Below are 22,014 nucleotides of genomic sequence, written 5' to 3' on the forward strand. Positions count from 1 at the left end.
TCTATAATTGGTTATAGTATACCACGGTATAAGAAAAATTACTATTGATTTTTTGTGAATTTTATGGTAGCACACGCTTCTCTTAAGCGATGTTCTAAAACATCTCCATGGAAAAAATCCAGGTTACTCACTTCCTCTGAATTACTGTCGATTTCCTTCTCCAGAGATGCCAGATTCTTATAGATATCTCTCTGGAATTTCATCCGGTAGATCCTTGAAATGGCTCCGATGCCTTAAATGGTACCTGCTTTCCGTCTGCACTTCCCGATTCTCCTCATTGGTCTAACTGGAAATTCTCCATCTCACCATTTGCCGAAAGTGAGATCGAAACCGCCCCAGGAAGTGCCACTGGAACATCATAGGTTACCGCCCCATTTTCCCCGGTTTTCAACATCGCGTAATGTGCATTTTTCAGATTGCCTCCATAATAAAAAGTGAGGTTATTTACGTGGATCTGTGCCATACACAGCCTCCTTACCTGCATTGCCAAAGGAGCCTATTCCCGTAAACAACCTCATCTGATTTTTCTATTTTTCTTTATCTTCAATTATAAATGAATCTAACGTATAGACGGTCATCGTTCCTGCACAGCTTCCTGCAAGCTTTAGCTCTCCCTCTAACTGGTACATTCTGGATGTAAACACTTCTTCTCCATGATTTACGAAGATTTCCACAGAAGTAGTATCTGCAAAGATCTGAAGATGTTCAAGCTCTGTTACCTTCACACTTCTTGTTGTTCTTCCTGCTCCAAATGCCCCAAGATCTAACGTCAGTATCTCATCCTGATAGGATAATGTAATGCCTTTTCGCATGGACAATTCCATGTTCTGACAATACTCAAAATCGATTTCTGCTTCATATACCACATGATCAAAAGCGGCTCCGCATTCTTTCGAGAATGCTTTCTGGCTTTTATCCTGTCGTAGCTGCTTTAATTCTTCCATCGGCTTTTGTATCAGTTTTCCATTTTCAAGACATAATTCCCTTGGAATGGTTAAGGCATGCTGCCATCCGGCTTCCACCGTTGGGTTGGTATAATCTGCGTCTGGAATTCCCATCCATCCGATCAAGATTCTTCTTCCCTGCTCATCCTCAAATGTCTGCTGTGCATAGAAGTCAAACCCTCGATCTAATAGATGCATATCCTTAAGCTGATAATCATTGGTTTCAAAATCATAGTCAAGCTTCATAGATACGGCCTGATGAACGTTCTCATAGTCGATGCCATCCTTTGGCACTCCCTGTGGACAACAGGTCAGAATATACTGCCCGTCCAGTTCAAACACATCCGGGCATTCCCACATATATCCAAATGGTTCTTCTGTCGTAATACGATTTGCATAGGTCCAGGATGCTAAATCTTTGGACTGATATAATAAGACCATTCCTTTGCTCTTATGATCTCGTGCGCCCAGTACCATATAATACGTATCATCTTTTTTAAAGATCTTCGGATCACGTACATGATTGCTCATATCTTCTGGATAATCATCGGTGGTCATCAGCAGCTGCTTCTCGGTAAAATCATGTCCATTTTTACTGGTAAATGAAATCGTATTACTTCCACGCCCACTGTTAATGTAATCATAGTCATCTCGATCAAAATATTTTAAATTACCGGTGTAGAAGAAATGCATCGTATCCTCTTCGATAAACGCGGATCCAGAGTATACGCCATGAGCATCTATCTCTTCATCTGGGAATAATACCGGTCCATCATCCTGATAATGAACAAAGTCCTTTGTGGTGTAATGTCCCCACAGCTTTAATTCTCCGGTTGGCTCGAATGGTGTATATTGATAATAAATATGATAAACCCCATGATACTGGCATAATCCATTTGGATCATTCATCCAGCCAGTCTTTGGCATCAGATGAAAGGCAAGCCTCCTTTCATCTGATGCAACTTTTTGTCTATATTCCCCATTTTCCGCATACCATGCGTCATATTCACTTTTCATGACTTTCTCATATTTTTTTAACATCGCTATCCCCTTCTGGAACTATTTTAATTTTATGATTTCTGTAGTAAGATCTGCTTCTTTTGCTGGCATTACCTCTACATCCTGTCCATTGGTTTCTGCCACTAATAACATGGTCTGATCTTTAAAACCTTTTTGAGCAATCAGCCCTCTATCAAAAGAAATCAGTTTATCTCCTTTTTTCACCTGGTCTCCGGCTTTTACATAAGTTTCAAAGCCTTCCCCTTCCATCTGTACGGTATCTAATCCTACATGAATCAAGAGCTCTGCCCCTGTGGTTAATGTAATTCCCATTGCATGTTTGGTCGGGAACACAAGACTTACTGTTCCATCTGCCGGTGCATAGACCACATTATCCTCTGGATTAATGGCAACTCCATCTCCCATGGCTTTGGATGCAAATGCCGGATCTGCAGCTTTTTCTACTGGAAGTACTTCTCCTTTTAATGGAGCATATAATACAACTTCTTCTTTTTCCTCTACGATTGCTTTTGTATCATTATTCTGAGGAAGTACTACTTCTTTTGTGTTTGCTGTAGCTGCTGTTTCCCCTTCAATATTGAATTTCTTCCAAAATACAATCGTAAGTGTTGCAGATACTGCCATGGAAAGGGCTAATCCGATGATAAAGTTCATATAGTCATCTGGCTTCATAGAAATAATTCCAGGAATACCAGCTGCTCCCATTGCCTGTGCCAATACTCTTGTTCCTGCACAATATGCACTACCGACTCCAGAGCCGATGATAGCTGCATAGAATGGATATTTTAATTTTAATGTAACACCAAACATAGCCGGTTCTGTGATTCCTAATAAAGCGGAAACACCAGAAGCTGAACAAATAGATTTCATTTTTTCATTTTTTGTTAAGCATAAAACAGCAATAACAGCTGCACCCTGTGCTACGTTGTTCATGCTGGCTGTTGTAAAGATAAAGCTTCCTCCGGTTTTGGCAACCTCAGCAATCAGCTGTGTTTCAATGGCAATAAAGCTATGATGCATACCGGTCAGACAGATTGGTGCGTATGCCAGACCAAATAATCCGCCTCCCACAAATCCTAATGTATTATAAACCCATGTAATTCCTGCTGCAAGTAAATTACCTGCTTCTCGTAAAACCGGTCCCACACAAATGAAGGTTAAGAAAGAAGTCACCATGATAGAAAGCAATGGTGTAGTAAGATTATCTAACCATGTAGGTGTTACCTTATGTAAGCGCTTTTCGATAAAAGCCAGAATAAAGGAAACTGCAAGTACTGGAAGTACCGTACCCTGATATCCGATCGCTTCAATCTGGAAACCAAAGATGTCCCATATTGGTGGTTCCACAACTCCAATGCTGTATGCATTTAATAAATCAGGATGTACCATGATCATACCCATGGCAGCTCCTAAGAATGGATTACCTCCAAATTTTTTCGTTGCACTAAATCCGATCAGCACTGGCAAGAATACAAATGGTGCATTGGCAAAGGTATTGATGGCCGTTGCAAGCCCCTTCCACTGTGGATATAGATCAATAATGGATTTACCATCAAACATGCCAGAAGTCAAGATGTTATTTAATCCCATTAATAAACCGCCAGCTACGATTGCTGGGATGATTGGAACAAAGATGTCACTGAGCATTTTTACAAACTGCTGAAGAAGATTACCCTTTTCTTCTTTTTCATCTTCCTCTGCTGTTTCTACAATTGTTCCTAACTGCTTCTGTACTTCATTACATACCAGATTTACCAGGCCAGATCCAAAAATAATCTGGAACTGTGACTGCGTCAGAAATACTCCTTTTACACCCTCAATATCACTAATTACCTCTTCATTTCTTAAATCATTGTTCTTTAACTGCAAACGCAGTCTTGTCGCACAGTGTGCTACTGATTTGATATTTTCTTTTCCGCCAACATTTTCAATTACCTGACTTGCAATCTTTGCATAATCCATATCTTTTCTCTTCCTTTCTTCTTATTCTTCGTCTTTCATATTGGTACCGGTTCCATACTTGAATTATATTATACCTTTTCTATTTTGTCAACAACTTTATGGTATCGGTTCCATATTTTTTTACAAATAAATCAGAAAGTCTTACATAACAAAAAAGAAGCTGATCCTTTCCAAAAAATCAACTTCTTTTTCATTTACTAGAAATTTTCTTTCTTCACACTATTTCCTTTGATGAATTCGAATTCTACAATCTGCTTTTTAGATACAGGCTTTTCCTGAATCATTTTTAAGATGGTCTCCGCTCCTAAATATCCCATGGCATAGGAATCGAACTTTAATGTCGTCAACTCTGGTGTTAAGAGGCTGCTCTCCTCATATCCACCAAATCCAACCACCGATACATCTTCCGGAATCCGCAGTCCCTCCTTATGTAAGATCCGATAGGCGCCAAATGCTAACCTGTCCGTTGCGCAGATAATGGCATCCACCTCGCCCTGCTCTAAAATCTCACGAGTACTCTTCTGTCCTCCGATAAAGCTGTAGTCACTTTTCATGATCACAGGGTCTGTGATGCCGTATTCTGCAAGTCCATCCAAAACCCCCTGCTTTCTTCGGATCCCAACGGCCACATCTGTCTCATAGACACCAATGTATGCCACCTTTTTATGCCCAGTCTCTCCGATATACCTTCCCATATACTTTCCGGCCTGATAATCATCGTCCAAAATAGAAATTCCATCCTCATATTCCTGAGCCACTACCACAATAGGAATCTGTGCCTCCTGGAAAATCTTCTTATGCTCCTTTGTGATTGCAATGGAGCTGACTAAAATTCCATCTACATTCATATTGATCAGCTTCTGGATATTTTGAAGTTCCAGATCGATATCATGGTCTGAATTCTTGATCAGCGTCGTATACTCCCGTTCCCGTAAATACCGGTCAATACTGGTAATGACACGGCTGGTAATCTTCGAATTCAACGTTGGTACAATGACGCCGATCACATTACTCTGCTTTGCCTTCAGTCTTGCAAACGCATTGGGCTCATAATTGTACTCTTCAATTACCTTTTGAATCTTACTCTTGGTAGACTGCTTCACATATCCTCCGTTAAAATACCGGGATACAGTGCTTTTCCCAACACCTGCCAGATCTGCAACGTCTGCCATGGTCATTTTTTTCTTTTCCATAAAACCTCACCACATTTACTCTTATTTGTCAATGCTAAACTCCTTACGAAGTGCAACATAACGTACCTGCTGCCACTCAAAATATGGACAAATATACCCATATCGAGATATTGAAAGTTTTCACAAACTTTTCTTACTGCTTCATCCTGTATGCTTTTGCGATTACAAGTAATACGCTACTCACAAGTTCTTGTACAGTCCACAGTCGTAAATTCCCGACTAAAGCCATCGGTACATGCCTACAAACGCTTGTTTTATGCTATTTTGTAGGATATTGCATCTCTTAAATTAAGGCTTGCATTATAATCTCTATCAGCATGATATCCACATTCACAAATATATTCTCTATCAGACAGTTTTAAATCTCTCTTAATACAACCACATTCATGACATAACTTACTTGATGGATACCATCTGTCTACAATTCTTAATTCCATTCCCAGTTCTTTGCATTTTGCTTCAAGTTTTGTTCTAAACTCATAGAATTTCTGTGAAGCAACTGCTTTAGACAGATGCTTATTCTTCATCATTCCTTTTACATTCAAATCTTCAATGGTAATATAAGATGGTTTGGTTTTCACTATCTCATTTACACATTTATTGATATGATCGGTACGAATATTGTCTATTTTATGATGAAGTTTTTGTACCTTTAAGACCTGCTTTTGAATATTTTGTCTAGTGGCTTCTCCTTTCATTTTATTGTTGCGTTTCTTTAAGTCTTCGTATTTCCTCGATAGACAACGCTGTTCTCTTTTTAATTGTTTCTCTAATTTTCTTATTCTTTCAGTTTTATTGATATTTTTCTTTGTAACACCATTACTGATAACTGCAAAATCTTTAAGTCCCAAATCAATCCCTAATCCAAAATCATTTAATTGTGGTTTATTCTGATCAGGAATCTCTATTAAAACTGATACATAATATCTTCCAGCCTTGCAGGAGACTGTACCACTTTTGATCACATATCCTTGCTTTGTTGTTGGAATGTAACCCTTTTCTTTTAATCTTACCCATCCAAGAGTAGGGATATTAATTCGATGTCTTTCACAGAAACAATCTTTTGGATTATTTTTCACAAAATACATTTTCACATCTGACTTATTCTTTTTTTTAAATCTGGGAAATCTACTTTGCTTTTTAAAAAATCTGGTAAAAGCAGTATACGCATTTTCCATGGATTTTTTAACTGACTTAGAACTCACATCTTTTATCCATAAATATTCTGGACTATTTAGTAGAAATTCATTATTTAGCCATACACTAAAAGATTTTGCTGTCATAAATTTTTCACCTTTGTTATAAAGTTCTTTATTATGGGCAATATAAAAATTATAAATAAATCTACAAGTTCCAATTGTTTTATTTATCTTTTGTATTTGTTCCTGCGTTGGGTTTATTTCCGTTTTGTAACTCTTTCGCAATTTCCTCATCCCCCTTTATCTGATTTTTATACTTGCGAAATCCATACAATCTACAACTGAACACATGTAATATTGATATAATATCTTCTGTTAGTTGGAGTACGATTTGCTTTGAGAATTCCATCTCTGTCCCAACGTTGAAGAGTTTTTACTGACACTCCAAGTAATTCAGCAAAATCTTTTGGTTTATAATTTGTGATATTGGATGTGTTCATAAATAATTCTCCTTTCTTCATAAACACATTATATCACATATAAACATATTTTTCTGTATTTTTGATTTCTTAACAATCGCTCCTTCTTATCTTATTTCCACATTTTAGATTATTATAACATATTTTTATTGAAGTTTAAAAAATACGGGTTTTGTGGACTAAATGAAGAAGAAAATATACTACAAAGAACGAAACCATTCCGGTAAAGCAATCTGCGGAGGAGCTTACATGTTTTCTCAGGCAGAAAATCTTTGGCAAAAGCGATGCTTTTGGTCGTCCATAAGGACAAATGGCTGGAAGCTTGCTTACATAGCCATTTGTCCCTGGACGAGAGATAAGATTTTCGTCTGTCTTGGTATAGAACAAGAGAAAACATGTATCAGATTTGGAAGCTCCGCAGCCTGATTGCTGACCGGAATGATTTCGTTCTCACACATTATCCCATAGTCAAAGAAACCCGCATTTTCCATATCATGTAGCAATCCGATGAAACGGTTACTTCAGATTCATGAATGCTCCTCCAGCCACCGCATGGCCGTATACGCATAGACAGCACTTCCTCCAGCCAGTGCTTCCTCATCGAATTTTACCATTGGATGATGCTGTGGATATCGATATCCTTTTTCTGGTTGTCCGGCCGCCAGCGCCAGCATAATAGAAGGAACCTCCTGACTGACATAGGCAAAATCTTCGGAACCGGCAGATTTAGAGGATTGCTGATCTCCACTCATGGCATTTAATTCCGCAACGGAAAAAGCCTTCTGATTTCCAAGCAATTCTTTAACATAAGTTTCCACACAGGAAGACAGTTCTTTATCATTTACCAGCGTTGGACAGCCACTTCCAAAGGTTACCGTAGCTTCTGCACGGAAAGATTTAGCCAGCCCTTCTGCGATTTCTGTCATTCTCTTCTTAATAAACAATCTGGTCGCTTCATCAAACGTGCGGATGCTTCCACCCATGACCACCGTATCTGGAATGACATTGGCTGCAGTTCCCGCATTCATAGTTCCGATCGTCAGCACGGCCCGATCATCCATTGCCAGCTCTCTGGCATTTATTTCCTGCAATGCGATCAGAATATGAGCGGCTGCATTTAACGGATCCACACCTGTATTTGGCATGGAGCCATGGCATCCCTTTCCCTGAACGGTGATTTCAAAGTAATCAGCTGCAGGCGCACTCACGCCAGGTGCAGATACAATGACGGTTCCCGGCGCAAATGGCATTCCTGCCATCACATGGATCATCAAAGCTGCATCTACCTCTGGATTCTTCAACAATCCTGCTTGGATCATGTCGTGGGAGCCTTCAAATGTTTCTTCCGAAGGCTGGAACATCAGCTTGATCGTTCCCTGGATTTCGTCCTCGTGTTCCTTTAGCAGTCTGGCTGCTCCAAGCATCATAGCTGTATGCATATCATGACCACAGGCATGCATCCTTCCGTTGGTAGAAGAAAACTCCACATCTGCCTCTTCTTTGATCGGCAGTGCGTCCATATCTCCACGAATCATAAATACCTTTCCATCTTTCTTGCCGCCAGCTAAGGCAACCAAGCCGGCTCTTCCACATGGAATAGGCTCATATCCCATATCCTCTAACTGCTTTTTGACAAACGCAAGTGTTTCGGTCAGCTCAAATCCCGTTTCTGCGTGTGCATGCAGATATCTTCGATTCTCTACAATTGTATCCTGAAGCTCTTTGGCTTCTTCCAATAATTGTTTCGGTGTCATGACATCTCCTCCTTTTGAAATGTATTATAACACAAACAAGGATTTTTCCAAGTGGTCGCCTGCTATAGAACGAAGACCATATACCTTTTATCCGAAAAATGTCCTAATTCTCCAGCTTCCGAAATAGCTTTTCAACCTCTGAGGCTTTTAACACAACTCCCTCAGAAACTATCTTTTCATTGACAACAATCACCGGCATACTCATGGCTCCATAAGTCATCACCTTTTCCATATCGGTAATATATTCCACCTCTACGGAAACTCCCATTTTCTTCATGGCCGTCTTTACATTCTCATACTGTTTGTGACAGGCCTTGCACCCAGCGCCTAATACTTTTACACTGTTGATGTTAACACTTGGTTTCTCTTCCTTTTTTTGATTTTTCTTTCCAAAATTTAATATTCCCATCATAATCTCCTTTTACACTTTTATTTTAACAACAGATATTCAAATCCATTGAACAAATATCCAACTGTCATAATACCTGCTGTACATATCACAACAAAGACTCCCAATAATTTAGGCTTAACTGCCTTCCGCAGCATGATCATAGAAGGAAGGCTCAACGTGGTAACCGCCATCATAAAGCTTAAGATTGTGCCCAGTGGTGCTCCCTTCATAAGAAGTGCTTCTGCAACCGGTATCGTTCCAAAAATATCTGCATACATAGGTACCCCGACCAAAACAGCAATTATAACTCCAAAGTACTGATCTCTTCCTAACATATTCTGAATCCAGCCTTCTGGAATCCAGTTATGAATCACTGCACCAATGGATACTCCAATCAAGATATACGGAAATACCTTTTTCCAGGTGCCGATCACCTGCTCCTTTGCATATACGAGACGATCTGTCACAGTAAGCTCCCTGGCTGTAATATCCACACTGCCCTTTGCACGGAGAATAAACTCCTCCACGTACTGATCCATATGCATGTTCTCAATAAGGGTGCCACCGATCACCGCGACCAGCAATCCAACAATAACATAGACGATAGCGATCTTTGCTCCAAAAATACTCATTAAGAGAAGCAGACTTCCCAAATCTACCATTGGCGAAGAAATCAAAAAGGAAAATGTTACTCCCAGTGGCAGCCCTGCACTTGTAAAACCAATGAATAATGGAATGGAAGAACAGGAACAAAACGGCGTAACGGTACCTAGTAATGCGGCCACTACATTAGCTCCCATGCCATGGAACTGTCCAAGAATTCTCTTACTTCGCTCTGGTGGAAAATAACTCTGAATATAGGAAATGATAAAAATAAGAAAGCACAGCAATGCTGTAATCTTAATTACATCATAAAGAAAAAAATGAAGACTTCCACCGATCGGAGTAGAAAGATCCATCCCCAATGAAGACAACACCTGTCCTATTCCTTTCTGTAACCATTTCATTCCAAGAAGCTGTTCTTGAATGAATCCACCGATTGCCTTTAGTATCGTCATCTTAAACTCCTTTCATTTATATATTTACATTTATCAATATGTTTTTTCTAAGAAAAACCATCCTTTCAGATGGCCTCTCTCTATTCCTCTTCATGCACAGTAAGGTATTGTTTCAGTAAAAGCTGTGCCCGTCTGGCACCTTCCTGATGGACGGAATAATGAACCCATTTTCCCTCCTTACGTCCCTCAACAATCTCTGCATCGCATAATATTTTCATATGATGAGACAGCGTGGATTGGCTGATTTGTAATTCTTCTAATAATTTGCAAGCACACATCTCACCATTTTGTAAAAGCTCTAAAATCTGCAGTCGATTCTGATCACAGAAAGCTTTAAAAATACGAATGGTTGCCTTATAGGAATCTTTCATCCCTTCACCTCACTACCTTTCTTTTTATTATATCTACATATCGATAATTGTCAATATATTTTTATTCAAGTTCTAACCTCTCATTGGCAACCTTTTTTTCCCAAACCCAACTGCCATAAATACCGTTATGAATTCTGCTACCGGTATTGCCAGCCATACTCCCTGTATTCCTACTATCTGCGGCAAGATAGCGAGAGAAATCAGAATAAAGCCAAAGGTTCTCGCAAAAGAAAGGATTGCCGAAGTCTTTCCATCGGACAGAGCAGTAAACAACCCTGAAAAATATATATTCGTCCCATTAAATAAATATCCGAGAGAAAATAACTGAAATCCCTCCACTGCCAATTCATATGCTCCTGTGCCCGGTATGACAAAGGCTCCCGTTAAGTAGGCTGCACCGAAAAAACCTCCGGCTGTTACAAAAACAGCCGTTATTAATATAAAGCAACAGCAGATTTTATGCAGTTCTCTTAAACCCTTCATCCTGCCTGCTCCAAGATAAAAGCTAAAGACCGGAGCAACCCCCATAGAGAATCCCAGATAAATCGATGATAGTAAAAACTGACCATACAAAATAATCGTAATAGCGGCAACCCCATCGGATCCAGTCATATGCATCAAAATCAGGTTAAATACCGCCGTAATCACTGCATTTGACAACTGAATCACCATTTCGGAAGCACCATTGCCACACGCCTTTAACAAAATCCTCTTTTGAAAGGAAAACCGCACGTAGTATAATCCCTTTTTTCTTATGAAAAACCAAATGGTTCCTGCGACTGCCGGTATCATCTGTCCAATCCCAGTTGCCAACGCCGCTCCCATAACACCAAGTCCAAATATGGCAATCAAAATGTAGTCTAATACGGCATTTACCACACCGGCTAACACAATGAGACAAAGCCCCAGATCTGGTTTTCCTGCCGTTACAAAGAAGCACTGATACAAGGACTGCATCATACTTGCAGGCGCAAACAAGATCAGGGTACATAGATAATCCCTGCAATCTGGATATAGCACCTGATCGGACCCCAGAAAAAAAGAAATAGGCCTTGCAAATGCCAGGGTTACAACAATAAAGACCAGACCGATCAGCATTCCAGTAAATGCAAGCATAGAAAAAATCTCTCTGGCTTCCTCTGCCCTTCCTTCTCCTAAGCGTTTCCCAACAATGGCACTTCCTCCCGTTGCCAGCATTACTCCGGCAGCAAGCACCAGGTTAAATACCGGGTAGACGATATTAATAGATGAAAGTGCATCACTTCCTGCAAAGCGTGATACAAAGATGCCATCGACAACGGTATATAGGGCCATGAATAGCATCATGACCATAGATGGCATTGCAAATTTTAATAACGATAGCGGGGTAAACTTTTGTCCTATGGATTGTGCCATAATGAATCCTCCTACTTCCGTCATTTTCTTACACTGTATCCCTTGTTAATTTTTTAATCCAGTTACCATAATGAGACATCAGATATCCTGGTATACATTTAAAAATCTGATCCGCATTCAGACAACACACCACAACTTCTGGTGGTGCTTCCACAACAAATGCCATAAAAAAGGATACCGGCAATACGATCATCCATATGCTGATCAAATCCATCTTCATGACATACATGGCACTTCCTCCTCCACGGATAATCCCGTTATTCGTAGGCATCTGATAAGACATTCCCACACACACCACACTTAAAATGATCAAAAAGGAATTTGCCATAGCCTTCGTGGCCGGAGAAAGATCATAAAGACTTAGAATTGGCACTCGAAGAAGGAACAGGAGTGCCCCTGCAAAAATACCAAGTCCTACGAACATCCGCTGTAGCCGGCTGGAATATTCCATTACCCTTTTGATATTACCTGTACCTATGGTCTTTCCTATGATAATAGAGGCGGTAGAAGAAGCTCCCACTGCAATGGATTTGACCATAAGAAATAATGTGGATGCTACGCTGTTAGCTGCAATGGCTGCAGCCGTCATATGTCCTAAGATCACCGTCTGCAATGCAGTATTGAGTCCCCATAATCCCTGTACCATAAAAATAGGCAATGCTACCTTAAAATAATCTCTTGCCAGTACCGGATCAAAATGAATATAGTCTGTAACTTTTAAGTGCAACTTCTTCTCTTTTCCTACAAGAAAGCTGATCAATATGATACATTCCACAATTCTTGCTGTCAATGTTCCGATAGCTGCACCTTCCGCTCCCAGGCATGGGGCTCCAAAGTTTCCAAAAATCAATACATAATTAATACCGCAATTGATAAAAAATGTCACTATAGATAATATAAATGCAATTTTTACCGTCTCTACCATGCGGAGCGAAGCCAGCAGAAGCTGAGTCACTGCAAAAAAGAGATACGTAAATCGTATAATCCCAAGATATTGGACTCCCTGCTGGATAATTGGCTGATCCGTTGTAAAGATACCCATAGCTTCATAAGGAAAGATGCTTACCAGCACAAACAGGACAATTCCGATCAGAAGTGCTGTCTGCATAGCTGTAGCTGCAATTCTTCGCATGGGCTCTGTCTTTCCTTTTCCCCAATACTGGCTTCCAAAGATAACCAGCCCATCTCCTAGTGCCAATAACAGCTGTTGATAAACAAACTGGATCTGATTCACTGCTGCTACTCCTGCAAGAGCGGTCTCACTATAGGAGCCCAGCATAATATTATCCGCCAGATTGACACTTAAGGTAACAACATTTTGTAGTACCAAAGCGATGTATATTGAAAAAAAGTTTTTATAAAATCCTTTTTCTTCTCCCATGTTATTCTCTTTCATCCTTTCCAAATGATTTTTCACCTTTTACAATTATAACATAACTCAGAACAATAAAAACATTTATCTTAAGAAACAGCACAAAGGAGCTATGCACCAAAGAAAATCTGACGGCTTCTTTTTGCTGCAATAGCTCCTTTATATCAAAATGTAAAATGTAGGTGTCAAAAATACTATTTTTTGACATGGAAGGTTATCAAAATGTTTTTTATATCCAAGGGAAATCCCTTTGAACCGTTATCATATGCTATTATGCTTCTGCCAACGCTTTCCCTGCATTCAGTAATTCATCGTTGGTATCTCCATCTGGTTCTCCCAGGCAGGTAATTCCTTCGCCTCCAATGACCGTTGCACCAGCCTTTTCACAGCGTTCTACCCAGTCCTCCATCCATTCACAGTTTCCCCAGCCATAAGAACCAAATAAAACAACCTGTTTGCCACTCAGCTCTCCTTCTAAATCCATCATAAATGGTTCCATCACACCTTCTTCCAGCTGTTCCACTCCCATAGATGGACATCCCAGAGCAAATGCCTGGTCATCTTGCAAATCACCGGCAGTTACATCGTCTACCACCAGAACCTCAGCAGTTTTTCCTGCGGCGTTAACCCCTTCGGCAATTTTGTCTGCCATCATCTGTGTATTACCGGTACCACTCCAGTAAACAATTTTAATCTTATTCATATTTCTATTTCCTTTCGTTATTTCTATATTTATACGGCAATTTCATAAAATTTTTTTCCATTTAGGATTTCATAAATTGCCGATTCCCGGGCTTCATCATAATGGCGGAACAGATTCTTTGCTCTTTCTGGATTTGAATATACCTTCCAATATCCGGTGCAAAGACAATTCTTACCATTGTTTTCTATAAATCCAATGACATCCTCCATGGGATATCCCAAAAAAACTCCTATCTCATCTCATTTTCACGATACAAAAGCAAAATGATCTTTTCACCGCTTCTATACATAGTTTTACATTTTGCATTCATTTTATACAAGGTTCTCCCCATCATTTTTGCCTCTTCCGACTTTAACACCAAAAGTGCGGAATCCTTCATCCCTTTCAAAAATGGAGCACAATGGAGTGCCATTGTCATATGTACATAGGCATGGCTTTCTGTTCTCGCATAATAATTTTTCATCAATTCAACTGGCATATGCAATCCTTTCTTCCTGATTTACCAGCCGGCGGTTTCCCACCGGCTGCCCTAACTGCTTCTACTAAGCGATTTCTTTCGTTAGGAAAGGAGTTCTAATGATTTGATAAAGGCTTTCCTCTATCTGTGTTATACGATAACATAGGAAAAAGCAAAATTTCAATACTGAAATTGATAATCATTATCAAACTTTGCTTTATTGAGAATCATTTATCAATAAGGGGTGAGAAATTTTCTTCTTCATTTATTCCATAAAAAAGAAACCGCTGCCCCAACTTTCGTTAGTGCAACGGTTTCTTATCATCACTTCTTTTAACTTTTCTTCTGAAATTCATTTCCACACTTTGGACAGGTGACAATAATCTTCCCTTTTCCCTTTGGAATTTTAATCTTCTGTCCACACTGTTTGCATTTATAAATATGATAGTCCTTTTTGATTTCGTGATATGCTTTCTGCTTTCCAAAAGCTTTTCTGATTCCGCTTGTTTTATCCAGGTACCATTGATTCTGTGCATAACACCTGCTATAGTTCTTTGAAAAGATTCTGCTATAAGAAAAGATTAGCAGCAATAATAGAAACAAATTTAACAAACGGCTTCCGATAAATAGATTTACAATAATCAATACCAGTAACACACTATTTAAAAAGCTTCCAAGCTGGTCCACACCATATCTACCCTGCATAAAACGCATTATTTTCTCTTTCATATCCACCATTCCCTGCTTTCTGCATGATTCTATTGCTTTATTTCTATATACGATACTATAGCACAGAAAAATAAACTAGGTATAAATGCCACAGAACCTGCCATACTATCTCTTTCCCTTTATATGTCAATTTATTTCTCTTAGGCGCTGGTTTGTGATATGATACTATTTAATATCAGATTTTTATTTATGTTCAGAAAGGAGCCATTTTATGTTTCATATATTAGTTGTCGAAGATGATTCACATACCAGAAAGCTAATGGAAACTGTCATTTCCCAAAACGGCTATACCGTATATACCGCTCAAAACGGAATGGAAGCCCTGGATGCTTTTGACCAGTACCATATTGATTTAATCGTGCTGGATATTATGATGCCGGAGATGGACGGTTATGAATTTACCAAGCTTATCCGCGAATGGAAGGAGAATATTCCGATTCTCATGGTATCTGCCAAGCAGCAGCCTGCGGATAAGAAAAAGGGATTTTTAGTTGGAACCGATGATTATATGACCAAACCTGTGGATGAAGAAGAAATGCTGCTGCGGATTAAAGCCCTGCTGCGCCGCGCCAATATCGTTAATGAACGAAAAATTATCATTGGAGATGTTGTCCTAGATTACGATGAATTAAGCGTTACTAGAAATGGTGAAACACAAACACTGCCACAAAAAGAATTCTATGTTTTATATAAACTGCTTTCCTATCCAAATAAGATTTTTACCCGGCTGCAGCTTATGGATGAAATCTGGGGTTTGGACAGCGAAACAACGGATATGACTGTAAATGTTCATATCAATCGTCTGAGGAAGCGATTTGAGGGATGGAAGGAATTTGAGATCGTTACTGTCCGTGGGTTGGGATATAAGGCGGTGAAGCATGAAGAATAAAATACATAGTCCGCAAAAGAAGCTTTCCTTTGGACTGAATCTGTGCCTGACCTTTTTCATCTTTTTGATCAGTACCGTAACGATGATACTGGCAGGGATGGTGGCATTTTGCCTGTTTTATTTCCATATTGTGGATTTTCCATTTTTTTCATCTGCTCTTGCTAATGTTTTATTCTTTCTTGCAATTTTAAGCATTGTCATTAGCACATGTATTTCACCAATGATCACGCACTTTCCTTTAAGACCTATACGAAAGATCATCAATGCCATCAACCAACTGGCAAAGGGGGATTTTGGTACCCGTATTCATCTGGACTACCCTCTGGAACTCAAATATCTTTCAGAAAGCTTTAATTCTATGGCAAACGAACTGGAGAATACTACACTTCTTCGAAATGATTTTATTAATAATTTCTCCCATGAATGTAAGACACCCATTGTCTCTATTCGTGGATTTGCCAAATTATTAAAGGATTCTTCCCTTCCGGAAGAAAAAAAACAGGAGTATTTGGATATTATCATTCACGAAGCCGATCGTTTGGCAAATTTATCCACAAAGGTACTGGACCTTTCAAAAATTGAAGGTCAGACAGAGCTTCATCACATTACCACCTATAACCTGTCAGAACAGATTCGCCTTGCCTTTTTGCTCTTGGAGAATAAATGGTCCTCTAAACAGATTGATTTTTCCATTGAACTGGACGAAATCCAGATTAGTGCCAACAAAGAAATGATGCAGCAGGTATTTGTCAATCTTTTAGATAATGCCATCAAATTCACCCCAGAGGGCGGATTTATCCAGATGACGCTGCAGTCCGACGATGATCATATCCTCTTTTGTCTAACGGATAACGGTATTGGAATGGATGAGAAAACCCTCTCCCATGTATTCCATAAGTTCTATCAGGCCGACCCATCCCATCAACAGGAGGGCAACGGACTTGGAATGGCTATGGTAAAGCAGATCGTAGATCTTCACCACGGAACGATCCGCCTCGAAAGCAGTCCTGGACATGGAACGACGGTCATCCTCTCACTTCCTTGCTATCGATGACTCCTGTGATGACATAAAAAAACCTTCCTCTGAAGCGCTCAATCGGATAACGCTTTAGAAGAAGGTTTTTCAGATATCATATTATAACTTTCTCTATTATAATCGGACGCTGATTCCTCGTCTTCGTAAATCTGCTTTCAAATCATTGATCTCCAGCTCTTTAAAATGGAATAAGGAAGCGGCCAGTGCGGCATCTGCCTTTCCCTCTGTCAATACGTCATAGAAGTGGTCCTTGTTGCCAGCTCCACCTGATGCAATAACTGGAATGGATACATTTTCGGAAATAATTCTGGTCAGTTCTACATCATATCCAGCCTTGGTACCATCGCAATCCATGCTGGTAAGGAGAATTTCTCCAGCACCACGTTTTTCGGCTTCCATAGCCCATTCTACTGCATCCAGTCCTACGTTGATCCTTCCGCCATTCTTATAAACATCCCATCCAGAACCATCCACACGTCTTTTTGCATCAATCGCAACGACTACGCACTGACTTCCGAACTTATCCGCTGCATCTGAAATCAGATTTGGCGTATTAATAGCGGAAGAATTAATAGAAATCTTATCAGCACCCTCCCGCAGAATGGCTTTAAAATCATCCACAGTACGAATGCCTCCTCCTACTGTAAATGGAATAAATACAGTTTCTGCAACCTTTCGTACCATATCCACCATAATATTTCTAGAATCAGAGGATGCGGTAATATCGAGGAATACCAGCTCATCGGCACCTGCCACATCGTATGCAGCACCAACTGCAACTGGATCTCCCGCATCAATTAAATTTACAAAATTTACACCTTTTACAACCCTTCCACCTGTTACGTCCAGGCAAGGGATAATTCTCTTTGTATGCATATCTATTTCCTCCTGCTGCTACACCTTTTCTATAGCTCAATAAAATTCTTTAAAATCTGAAGTCCTACTGCGCTGCTCTTTTCCGGATGGAACTGACATGCGAATATATTTTCTTTCTCCACGGATGCATGAATCAGGGTAGAATACTCCGTTGTTGCTGCAACAATGTCCTCTGCTGCTTTTAAATAATAAGAATGAACAAAGTATACATATGGTTCTTCTTCCAATCCCTGAAATAACTTCGCTCCCTTCTTGACCTTAAGAGAGTTCCATCCCATATGTGGAATCTTCAGTCCCTCCTGTGCTGGAATCCTTAAGATTTCTCCATCTAAAATCCCAAGGCCAGTGGCCCCCGGACTTTCTTCACTGCTCTTAAATAACAGCTGAAGTCCCAGACAAATTCCGAGAAATGGTGTCTTTTTCTCGACCACATCATAGATGGTATTCTTAAGACCATACGCATTGATCTTCTCCATAGCATCTCCAAAAGCACCAACACCAGGGAGAATGACTTTATCACTCTGTAAGATTACATCCTTATCTCTGGTGATGACCGCTTCCTCACCAAGATACTGCACTGCTTTTTCTACACTTTTGATATTTCCTGCATCATAATCAATAATTGCAATCATTTAGTTTTCCTCTTTCATCGTTAAAAAATCTTTACTGTTCACTGCTGCTGTCTCTGCTTTCCCTCTAAGTTCCTCCCCAATCTGATACAAATGCTCATGCACCCGGATCAAATGGGATTTTTTATTATAAAATACAATCTTCTCAAATGGCCATTTAAATAACGATGGCACTTCGAATCCTTCTCCCAGCTCAAGAATCAATACCTTCTTATTAATCGTTCCCTGAAGCCACTTGGTGTATTTCCCCCACATCTGCAAATATCCTTCTTCCAGATAGCTGCTTACCGTCTCGTTGGTTCGAATATTGAATACAAAATTTCTTCCACATTTTGGACATTGCAAATGCTCATACTCTCCTGTCTTTTCATAGTAGTCGATCAAGTCCCTGATTCCTGGAAGCGCTGGATAAATCCGATGCTCGCATGGCTTTTCACACTGGAAGAATTCTCCCGTTCCACACGGAGCAACCACTCTGTCCTCCTTTAAATCCGTCTTATACAGCAGATTATCTTGATTGCTGGTAATGACAAAGTAATTCTTACCCTCCAATGCTTTGCACAATTCATCGAAATAGGGAGCCTTTTCCATCGTAAGCAAATAGTTTCGATAATAGACTTCTAACATCCAGTCTCGTTCTGGTCCTTCCTCTGCCGCAAGAAGCTGTTCGTAGCCCTTCATATCCTTTTCTTTATAATAGTTTCTTACTTCATCAGAATCCATGGGAATTAAGTTTTTAGCGCTTAATTCCCTTCCAATCCCAATAAGCACCATATCCGCTTCTTTTATCTGATCTACATATCTTTGTAACATATGACACTCCTTGATTCTATTCTTTCCGACAGAAAGATCCCATATTCTTCAAACTTCTGTCTCACTCAATTATACCGAAATTTAAGAATTATGCAACTTTTCATGATTCAAAAAAAGGAAATTTGCAAAAAATAGAAATTTATTATATAATAGTCCAGTCAACGAAAAAAATATTAAAACGCATATCTTTTTTCGTAAAAGAAAAGGAGGAATGGATTATGAAGTCAAACGTTTATGTTGAATATCAAGGTCAGCAGACATTGATGAAAGATGTCTTAGCTGCTGTAAAAAAAGAATGGTCAGCTGCTGGCAATAAAATCAAAGACATTGATACATTAGATATGTATGTGAAACCAGAAGAACATACTGTATACTATGTAATCAACGGCGAAGATGGAACATCCGGATCATTGCCACTCTAATACATAAGCCAAAGGAAGCCTGACATGAGACCAAAGAATAGAAGACAGCCGGGATATAAATTAAGGAATATTCCTTCCAGCTTAGTATTAACCATTTACGTTTCAAAAGAAAAGTGTTCTAATGACAACAACGAACTGTCATTAGAACACTTTTTTCTATCTGCTTTCCAGTTCAAAGTAGAATGCAACTCCGTTTTCATGGTTTTTTACTCCATATTTCTGTCCATGTGCATCCATAATAGCTGCTACGATGGATAGACCCACTCCACTTCCACCATATTCTCTGGTACGCGCTTTGTCTACCTTGTAAAAACGGATCCAAATCTTGGAAAGCTCCTCTTCCGGTATCCGATTACCATCATTATATACCCATACTCTTACCACTTTGCCTCTTTCTTCTAACCATACCTTTACTTTTCCACGATTTTTCACATGATTATAAGCATTACTGATATAATTATTGATCACATCCTCAATCATAAAAACATCACCCCATACATAAACAGGTGTTGTATGATAAAATTCGACTTTGACCTCTTTTTGCTGAAAACGAATCCGATTAGACTCTATCATATTTTTCAAAATTTCTGTCAGATCAAATCTCTGCATAGTTACCTGATTCTGTCCAAATTCAATCTGATTTAATGTCATCAACTTCTGTACCATTTCATTCATTTTCTTCGCTTCATCCATAATGACATCACAGTAAAAGGCACGGCTTTCCTCATCTTCCATTACATTATCCACCAGACCTTCTGCATAACCTTGAATCAAAGCGATCGGTGTCTTTAATTCATGAGACACATGAGATAAGAATTCCTTGCGCATCTCATCGATCTGAATCTTATGATCAATATCCTTTTTCAACTGTGCATTGGCTGTTTTCAGCTCAGATATGGTCTGTTCCAGCTGCTCAGACATCTGATTCATGCTCCTGCCCAGCTGCCCGATCTCATCTTCCGGCAGATTTACGACTCTGGCATCAAAATCCAGCCTGGTCATCTTTTGTGCAATTTCAGACATCTCTTCAATCGGTCTGGTAAATCGCCGGCTATAGAAAAACATGGCGATAGAAGCCAAAATCGTTACAAAAACAGCTGCATAAGCCAAAAAGCGGGTAGCAATCGTTGCTGCCGTCTGAAGACTTTCCACGGAAGAAGCAATAACGATAAAATAACCGCCATTTAATACTCCAAGCAGATTGATGCTCGTGCTGTCAAGCTTGGTATCGGTGTGCTCGCTGATCATATACCCTTTGCGTTGAATTTCCCGTCCAGCCTTTGCATTTTCTCCGAACATTTCATATTCCTGCATCTGCTTTAAAATACCATACATATTGTTATAAAGCTTTCCATCTCTTCCTGTTGAAGAATAAACGGTTTCCAGGGAAATTCCTGTAAGATCACGCACTGGCTGGGCAATAATGATCTTTAAGTTGTTATTCGTAGCCAGTCGTTCTAAATACAGGGTATTCACTGTATCCTCCGTAGAAAATTTGTGATTAATGGCTGCATACACCTCAGAAATGTTCTTCCGCTCACTCTGTACAAAATAATCTTCCATCATTGTCCGGTTTAAGACCCAACAAAATAAGATTGAGACTATCATCATAACGATCAGGCATACTGTCATCTTCACACGAAGAGAATGCTTTTTTATAATCTTTCTTTTGTCCATCTACTGGTTCACCTCGAATTTATATCCCATTCCCCATACTGTCCGAATATATTCTCCTTTATCTCCAAGCTTACTTCTAAGCTTCTTTACATGAGTGTCTATGGTTCTGGCATCTCCGAAGTAATCATAATTCCACACATGATTTAAAATCTTCTCTCTGGATAATGCCACGTTCTGATTCTTCATAAAATACGTCAGCAGCTCAAATTCTTTATAGCTTAATTCTACCTCTGTCTCCTCTATAAGCACTTTATGGGCTGTAATATCCAACGTAATACCACCTGCTTCGATCACATCCTCGTTGAGCTGGTTGCTCCTTCTCAAAATTGCCTCTACTCTGGCTACGAGAATTTTAGGACTGAAAGGCTTCGATATATATTCATCCACGCCTAATTCAAATCCAAGCAGCTCGTCCTGCTCCTGTCCTCTGGCAGTCAACATGATGATCGGCACCTTAGATACCTTCCGTACTTCCTTTACCACTTCCCAGCCATCCATCTTAGGCATCATAACATCCAAAATCAGCAGATTGATAGAATTGTCGGAAAAGAAGATATCAATGGCCTCCTCTCCATCCGCCGCCTCTAATACTATAAATCCTTTTTTATTTAAAAAGTCTTTGACCAGCTTTCGCATTCTGCTTTCATCGTCTACAACCAAAACCTTTAATTCTTCCATCCTCTTCATCTCCCTCATGATTTTATG

General features: G+C 39.6%; 23 protein-coding genes and 2 pseudogenes. 4 read left to right on the top strand and 21 right to left on the bottom strand.

Annotated elements, in window-relative coordinates; all coding sequences use genetic code 11:
* Nucleotides 1-41: 41 nt before the first annotated feature.
* The 7 genes and pseudogenes from BHF69_RS14140 to BHF69_RS14830 all read right to left on the bottom strand — a co-directional run.
* Nucleotides 42-203, bottom strand: coding sequence for a hypothetical protein (locus tag BHF69_RS14140; protein ID WP_158022562.1), 162 nt, complete (start codon nucleotides 201-203; stop codon nucleotides 42-44).
* A gap of 71 nt (nucleotides 204-274) precedes the next feature.
* Nucleotides 275-463, bottom strand: a complete 189-nt coding sequence (locus BHF69_RS06475) for a hypothetical protein (RefSeq protein WP_075670231.1) — start codon at nucleotides 461-463, stop codon at nucleotides 275-277.
* A 64-nt stretch (nucleotides 464-527) separates the two neighbouring features.
* Complete coding sequence (locus BHF69_RS06480; RefSeq protein WP_075670232.1) at nucleotides 528-1,985, bottom strand: glycoside hydrolase family 32 protein; 1,458 nt, start codon at nucleotides 1,983-1,985, stop codon at nucleotides 528-530.
* Nucleotides 1,986-2,003: 18 nt separating this feature from the next.
* Nucleotides 2,004-3,926: a sucrose-specific PTS transporter subunit IIBC gene (locus tag BHF69_RS06485; protein ID WP_075670233.1), complete on the bottom strand. Its 1,923-nt coding sequence runs from the start codon at nucleotides 3,924-3,926 to the stop codon at nucleotides 2,004-2,006.
* A gap of 197 nt (nucleotides 3,927-4,123) precedes the next feature.
* Nucleotides 4,124-5,119 carry a LacI family DNA-binding transcriptional regulator gene (locus tag BHF69_RS06490; RefSeq protein WP_075670234.1) on the bottom strand — a complete coding sequence of 332 codons (996 nt, stop codon included), beginning with the start codon at nucleotides 5,117-5,119 and terminating at the stop codon, nucleotides 4,124-4,126.
* Between the two features lie 254 nt (nucleotides 5,120-5,373).
* The gene (locus tag BHF69_RS06495) at nucleotides 5,374-6,552 is read right to left on the bottom strand and encodes an RNA-guided endonuclease InsQ/TnpB family protein (protein ID WP_075670235.1); all 1,179 of its coding nucleotides are present in this window, start codon (nucleotides 6,550-6,552) and stop codon (nucleotides 5,374-5,376) included.
* Nucleotides 6,553-6,620: 68 nt separating this feature from the next.
* Nucleotides 6,621-6,743: pseudogene (locus BHF69_RS14830) on the bottom strand (MerR family DNA-binding transcriptional regulator); the annotation flags it as partial.
* 177 nt (nucleotides 6,744-6,920) lie between these two features.
* Here BHF69_RS14830 and BHF69_RS14145 point away from each other — a divergent pair.
* A complete protein-coding gene (locus BHF69_RS14145) occupies nucleotides 6,921-7,163 on the top strand; it encodes a hypothetical protein (RefSeq protein WP_158022563.1) in 243 nt (80 codons plus the stop codon).
* A gap of 101 nt (nucleotides 7,164-7,264) precedes the next feature.
* On the opposite strand, the gene BHF69_RS06505 is transcribed toward BHF69_RS14145, so the two are convergent.
* The 9 genes and pseudogenes from BHF69_RS06505 to BHF69_RS06550 form a co-directional block, all read right to left on the bottom strand.
* Nucleotides 7,265-8,491: a M20 metallopeptidase family protein gene (locus tag BHF69_RS06505; protein WP_075670236.1), complete on the bottom strand. Its 1,227-nt coding sequence runs from the start codon at nucleotides 8,489-8,491 to the stop codon at nucleotides 7,265-7,267.
* A 103-nt stretch (nucleotides 8,492-8,594) separates the two neighbouring features.
* Nucleotides 8,595-8,900 (bottom strand): thioredoxin family protein, encoded by a 306-nt coding sequence (locus BHF69_RS06510; protein ID WP_075670237.1) that lies wholly within the window; start codon nucleotides 8,898-8,900, stop codon nucleotides 8,595-8,597.
* A 20-nt stretch (nucleotides 8,901-8,920) separates the two neighbouring features.
* Entirely contained in the window at nucleotides 8,921-9,940 is a 1,020-nt protein-coding gene (locus BHF69_RS06515) for a permease (protein ID WP_075670238.1), read from the bottom strand.
* An 80-nt stretch (nucleotides 9,941-10,020) separates the two neighbouring features.
* Nucleotides 10,021-10,311 carry an ArsR/SmtB family transcription factor gene (locus BHF69_RS06520; RefSeq protein ID WP_075670239.1) on the bottom strand — a complete coding sequence of 97 codons (291 nt, stop codon included), beginning with the start codon at nucleotides 10,309-10,311 and terminating at the stop codon, nucleotides 10,021-10,023.
* A 72-nt stretch (nucleotides 10,312-10,383) separates the two neighbouring features.
* Entirely contained in the window at nucleotides 10,384-11,706 is a 1,323-nt protein-coding gene (locus tag BHF69_RS06525) for an MATE family efflux transporter (RefSeq protein WP_075670240.1), read from the bottom strand.
* A 28-nt stretch (nucleotides 11,707-11,734) separates the two neighbouring features.
* Nucleotides 11,735-13,102 carry an MATE family efflux transporter gene (locus tag BHF69_RS06530; RefSeq protein WP_075670241.1) on the bottom strand — a complete coding sequence of 456 codons (1,368 nt, stop codon included), beginning with the start codon at nucleotides 13,100-13,102 and terminating at the stop codon, nucleotides 11,735-11,737.
* A gap of 247 nt (nucleotides 13,103-13,349) precedes the next feature.
* Nucleotides 13,350-13,781 carry a flavodoxin gene (locus tag BHF69_RS06535; RefSeq protein ID WP_075670242.1) on the bottom strand — a complete coding sequence of 144 codons (432 nt, stop codon included), beginning with the start codon at nucleotides 13,779-13,781 and terminating at the stop codon, nucleotides 13,350-13,352.
* 29 nt (nucleotides 13,782-13,810) lie between these two features.
* Nucleotides 13,811-14,259: pseudogene (locus BHF69_RS14430) on the bottom strand (DUF3793 family protein).
* 312 nt (nucleotides 14,260-14,571) lie between these two features.
* On the bottom strand, nucleotides 14,572-14,967 hold the full coding sequence (locus BHF69_RS06550; RefSeq protein WP_075671743.1) for a hypothetical protein: 396 nt from the start codon (nucleotides 14,965-14,967) through the stop codon (nucleotides 14,572-14,574).
* Nucleotides 14,968-15,178: 211 nt separating this feature from the next.
* On the opposite strand from BHF69_RS06550, the gene BHF69_RS06555 reads away from it, so the two are divergent.
* Both BHF69_RS06555 and BHF69_RS06560 read left to right on the top strand, forming a co-directional pair.
* On the top strand, nucleotides 15,179-15,856 hold the full coding sequence (locus BHF69_RS06555; protein WP_075670245.1) for a response regulator transcription factor: 678 nt from the start codon (nucleotides 15,179-15,181) through the stop codon (nucleotides 15,854-15,856).
* A complete protein-coding gene (locus BHF69_RS06560) occupies nucleotides 15,846-16,910 on the top strand; it encodes a HAMP domain-containing sensor histidine kinase (protein WP_075670246.1) in 1,065 nt (354 codons plus the stop codon). The genes BHF69_RS06555 and BHF69_RS06560 overlap by 11 nt, the downstream gene beginning before the upstream one ends.
* Before the next feature lie 96 nt (nucleotides 16,911-17,006).
* On the opposite strand, the gene hisF is transcribed toward BHF69_RS06560, so the two are convergent.
* From hisF to BHF69_RS06575, 3 genes are read right to left on the bottom strand one after another with little or no spacing between them, the layout of a single operon-like run.
* Nucleotides 17,007-17,768, bottom strand: a complete 762-nt coding sequence (gene hisF, locus BHF69_RS06565) for an imidazole glycerol phosphate synthase subunit HisF (RefSeq protein WP_075670247.1) — start codon at nucleotides 17,766-17,768, stop codon at nucleotides 17,007-17,009.
* Nucleotides 17,769-17,797: 29 nt separating this feature from the next.
* A complete protein-coding gene (gene hisH, locus BHF69_RS06570; protein ID WP_075670248.1) occupies nucleotides 17,798-18,400 on the bottom strand; it encodes an imidazole glycerol phosphate synthase subunit HisH in 603 nt (200 codons plus the stop codon).
* Nucleotides 18,401-19,210: a hypothetical protein gene (locus tag BHF69_RS06575; RefSeq protein ID WP_075670249.1), complete on the bottom strand. Its 810-nt coding sequence runs from the start codon at nucleotides 19,208-19,210 to the stop codon at nucleotides 18,401-18,403.
* Between the two features lie 122 nt (nucleotides 19,211-19,332).
* Here BHF69_RS06575 and BHF69_RS06580 point away from each other — a divergent pair, with 122 nt between their 5' ends.
* Nucleotides 19,333-19,632, top strand: a complete 300-nt coding sequence (locus BHF69_RS06580) for a DUF6465 family protein (RefSeq protein ID WP_278276978.1) — start codon at nucleotides 19,333-19,335, stop codon at nucleotides 19,630-19,632.
* A 156-nt stretch (nucleotides 19,633-19,788) separates the two neighbouring features.
* Here BHF69_RS06580 and BHF69_RS06585 read toward each other — a convergent pair whose 3' ends face one another.
* On the bottom strand, nucleotides 19,789-21,309 hold the full coding sequence (locus tag BHF69_RS06585; RefSeq protein ID WP_075670251.1) for a sensor histidine kinase: 1,521 nt from the start codon (nucleotides 21,307-21,309) through the stop codon (nucleotides 19,789-19,791).
* A complete protein-coding gene (locus tag BHF69_RS06590; protein WP_075670252.1) occupies nucleotides 21,310-21,987 on the bottom strand; it encodes a response regulator transcription factor in 678 nt (225 codons plus the stop codon).
* Between the last annotated feature and the right edge of the window lie 27 nt (nucleotides 21,988-22,014).

This window comes from Anaerostipes sp. 992a (genome assembly GCF_001940245.1).
Lineage (GTDB): Bacteria > Bacillota > Clostridia > Lachnospirales > Lachnospiraceae > Fimousia.

Bases quoted from the DNA above. Each gene is read 5' to 3' on its own strand.
- BHF69_RS14140 (WP_158022562.1), bottom strand. From the start codon at position 203: ATGAAATTCCAGAGAGATATCTATAAGAATCTGGCATCTCTGGAGAAG.
- BHF69_RS06475 (WP_075670231.1), bottom strand. From the start codon at position 463: ATGGCACAGATCCACGTAAATAACCTCACTTTTTATTATGGAGGCAAT.
- BHF69_RS06480 (WP_075670232.1), bottom strand. From the start codon at position 1,985: ATGTTAAAAAAATATGAGAAAGTCATGAAAAGTGAATATGACGCATGG.
- BHF69_RS06485 (WP_075670233.1), bottom strand. From the start codon at position 3,926: ATGGATTATGCAAAGATTGCAAGTCAGGTAATTGAAAATGTTGGCGGA.
- BHF69_RS06490 (WP_075670234.1), bottom strand. From the start codon at position 5,119: ATGGAAAAGAAAAAAATGACCATGGCAGACGTTGCAGATCTGGCAGGT.
- BHF69_RS06495 (WP_075670235.1), bottom strand. From the start codon at position 6,552: ATGAGGAAATTGCGAAAGAGTTACAAAACGGAAATAAACCCAACGCAG.
- BHF69_RS14145 (WP_158022563.1), top strand. From the start codon at position 6,921: ATGAAGAAGAAAATATACTACAAAGAACGAAACCATTCCGGTAAAGCA.
- BHF69_RS06505 (WP_075670236.1), bottom strand. From the start codon at position 8,491: ATGACACCGAAACAATTATTGGAAGAAGCCAAAGAGCTTCAGGATACA.
- BHF69_RS06510 (WP_075670237.1), bottom strand. From the start codon at position 8,900: ATGGGAATATTAAATTTTGGAAAGAAAAATCAAAAAAAGGAAGAGAAA.
- BHF69_RS06515 (WP_075670238.1), bottom strand. From the start codon at position 9,940: ATGACGATACTAAAGGCAATCGGTGGATTCATTCAAGAACAGCTTCTT.
- BHF69_RS06520 (WP_075670239.1), bottom strand. From the start codon at position 10,311: ATGAAAGATTCCTATAAGGCAACCATTCGTATTTTTAAAGCTTTCTGT.
- BHF69_RS06525 (WP_075670240.1), bottom strand. From the start codon at position 11,706: ATGGCACAATCCATAGGACAAAAGTTTACCCCGCTATCGTTATTAAAA.
- BHF69_RS06530 (WP_075670241.1), bottom strand. From the start codon at position 13,102: ATGAAAGAGAATAACATGGGAGAAGAAAAAGGATTTTATAAAAACTTT.
- BHF69_RS06535 (WP_075670242.1), bottom strand. From the start codon at position 13,781: ATGAATAAGATTAAAATTGTTTACTGGAGTGGTACCGGTAATACACAG.
- BHF69_RS06550 (WP_075671743.1), bottom strand. From the start codon at position 14,967: ATGAAAGAGAAAATAATGCGTTTTATGCAGGGTAGATATGGTGTGGAC.
- BHF69_RS06555 (WP_075670245.1), top strand. From the start codon at position 15,179: ATGTTTCATATATTAGTTGTCGAAGATGATTCACATACCAGAAAGCTA.
- BHF69_RS06560 (WP_075670246.1), top strand. From the start codon at position 15,846: ATGAAGAATAAAATACATAGTCCGCAAAAGAAGCTTTCCTTTGGACTG.
- hisF (WP_075670247.1), bottom strand. From the start codon at position 17,768: ATGCATACAAAGAGAATTATCCCTTGCCTGGACGTAACAGGTGGAAGG.
- hisH (WP_075670248.1), bottom strand. From the start codon at position 18,400: ATGATTGCAATTATTGATTATGATGCAGGAAATATCAAAAGTGTAGAA.
- BHF69_RS06575 (WP_075670249.1), bottom strand. From the start codon at position 19,210: ATGTTACAAAGATATGTAGATCAGATAAAAGAAGCGGATATGGTGCTT.
- BHF69_RS06585 (WP_075670251.1), bottom strand. From the start codon at position 21,309: ATGGACAAAAGAAAGATTATAAAAAAGCATTCTCTTCGTGTGAAGATG.
- BHF69_RS06590 (WP_075670252.1), bottom strand. From the start codon at position 21,987: ATGGAAGAATTAAAGGTTTTGGTTGTAGACGATGAAAGCAGAATGCGA.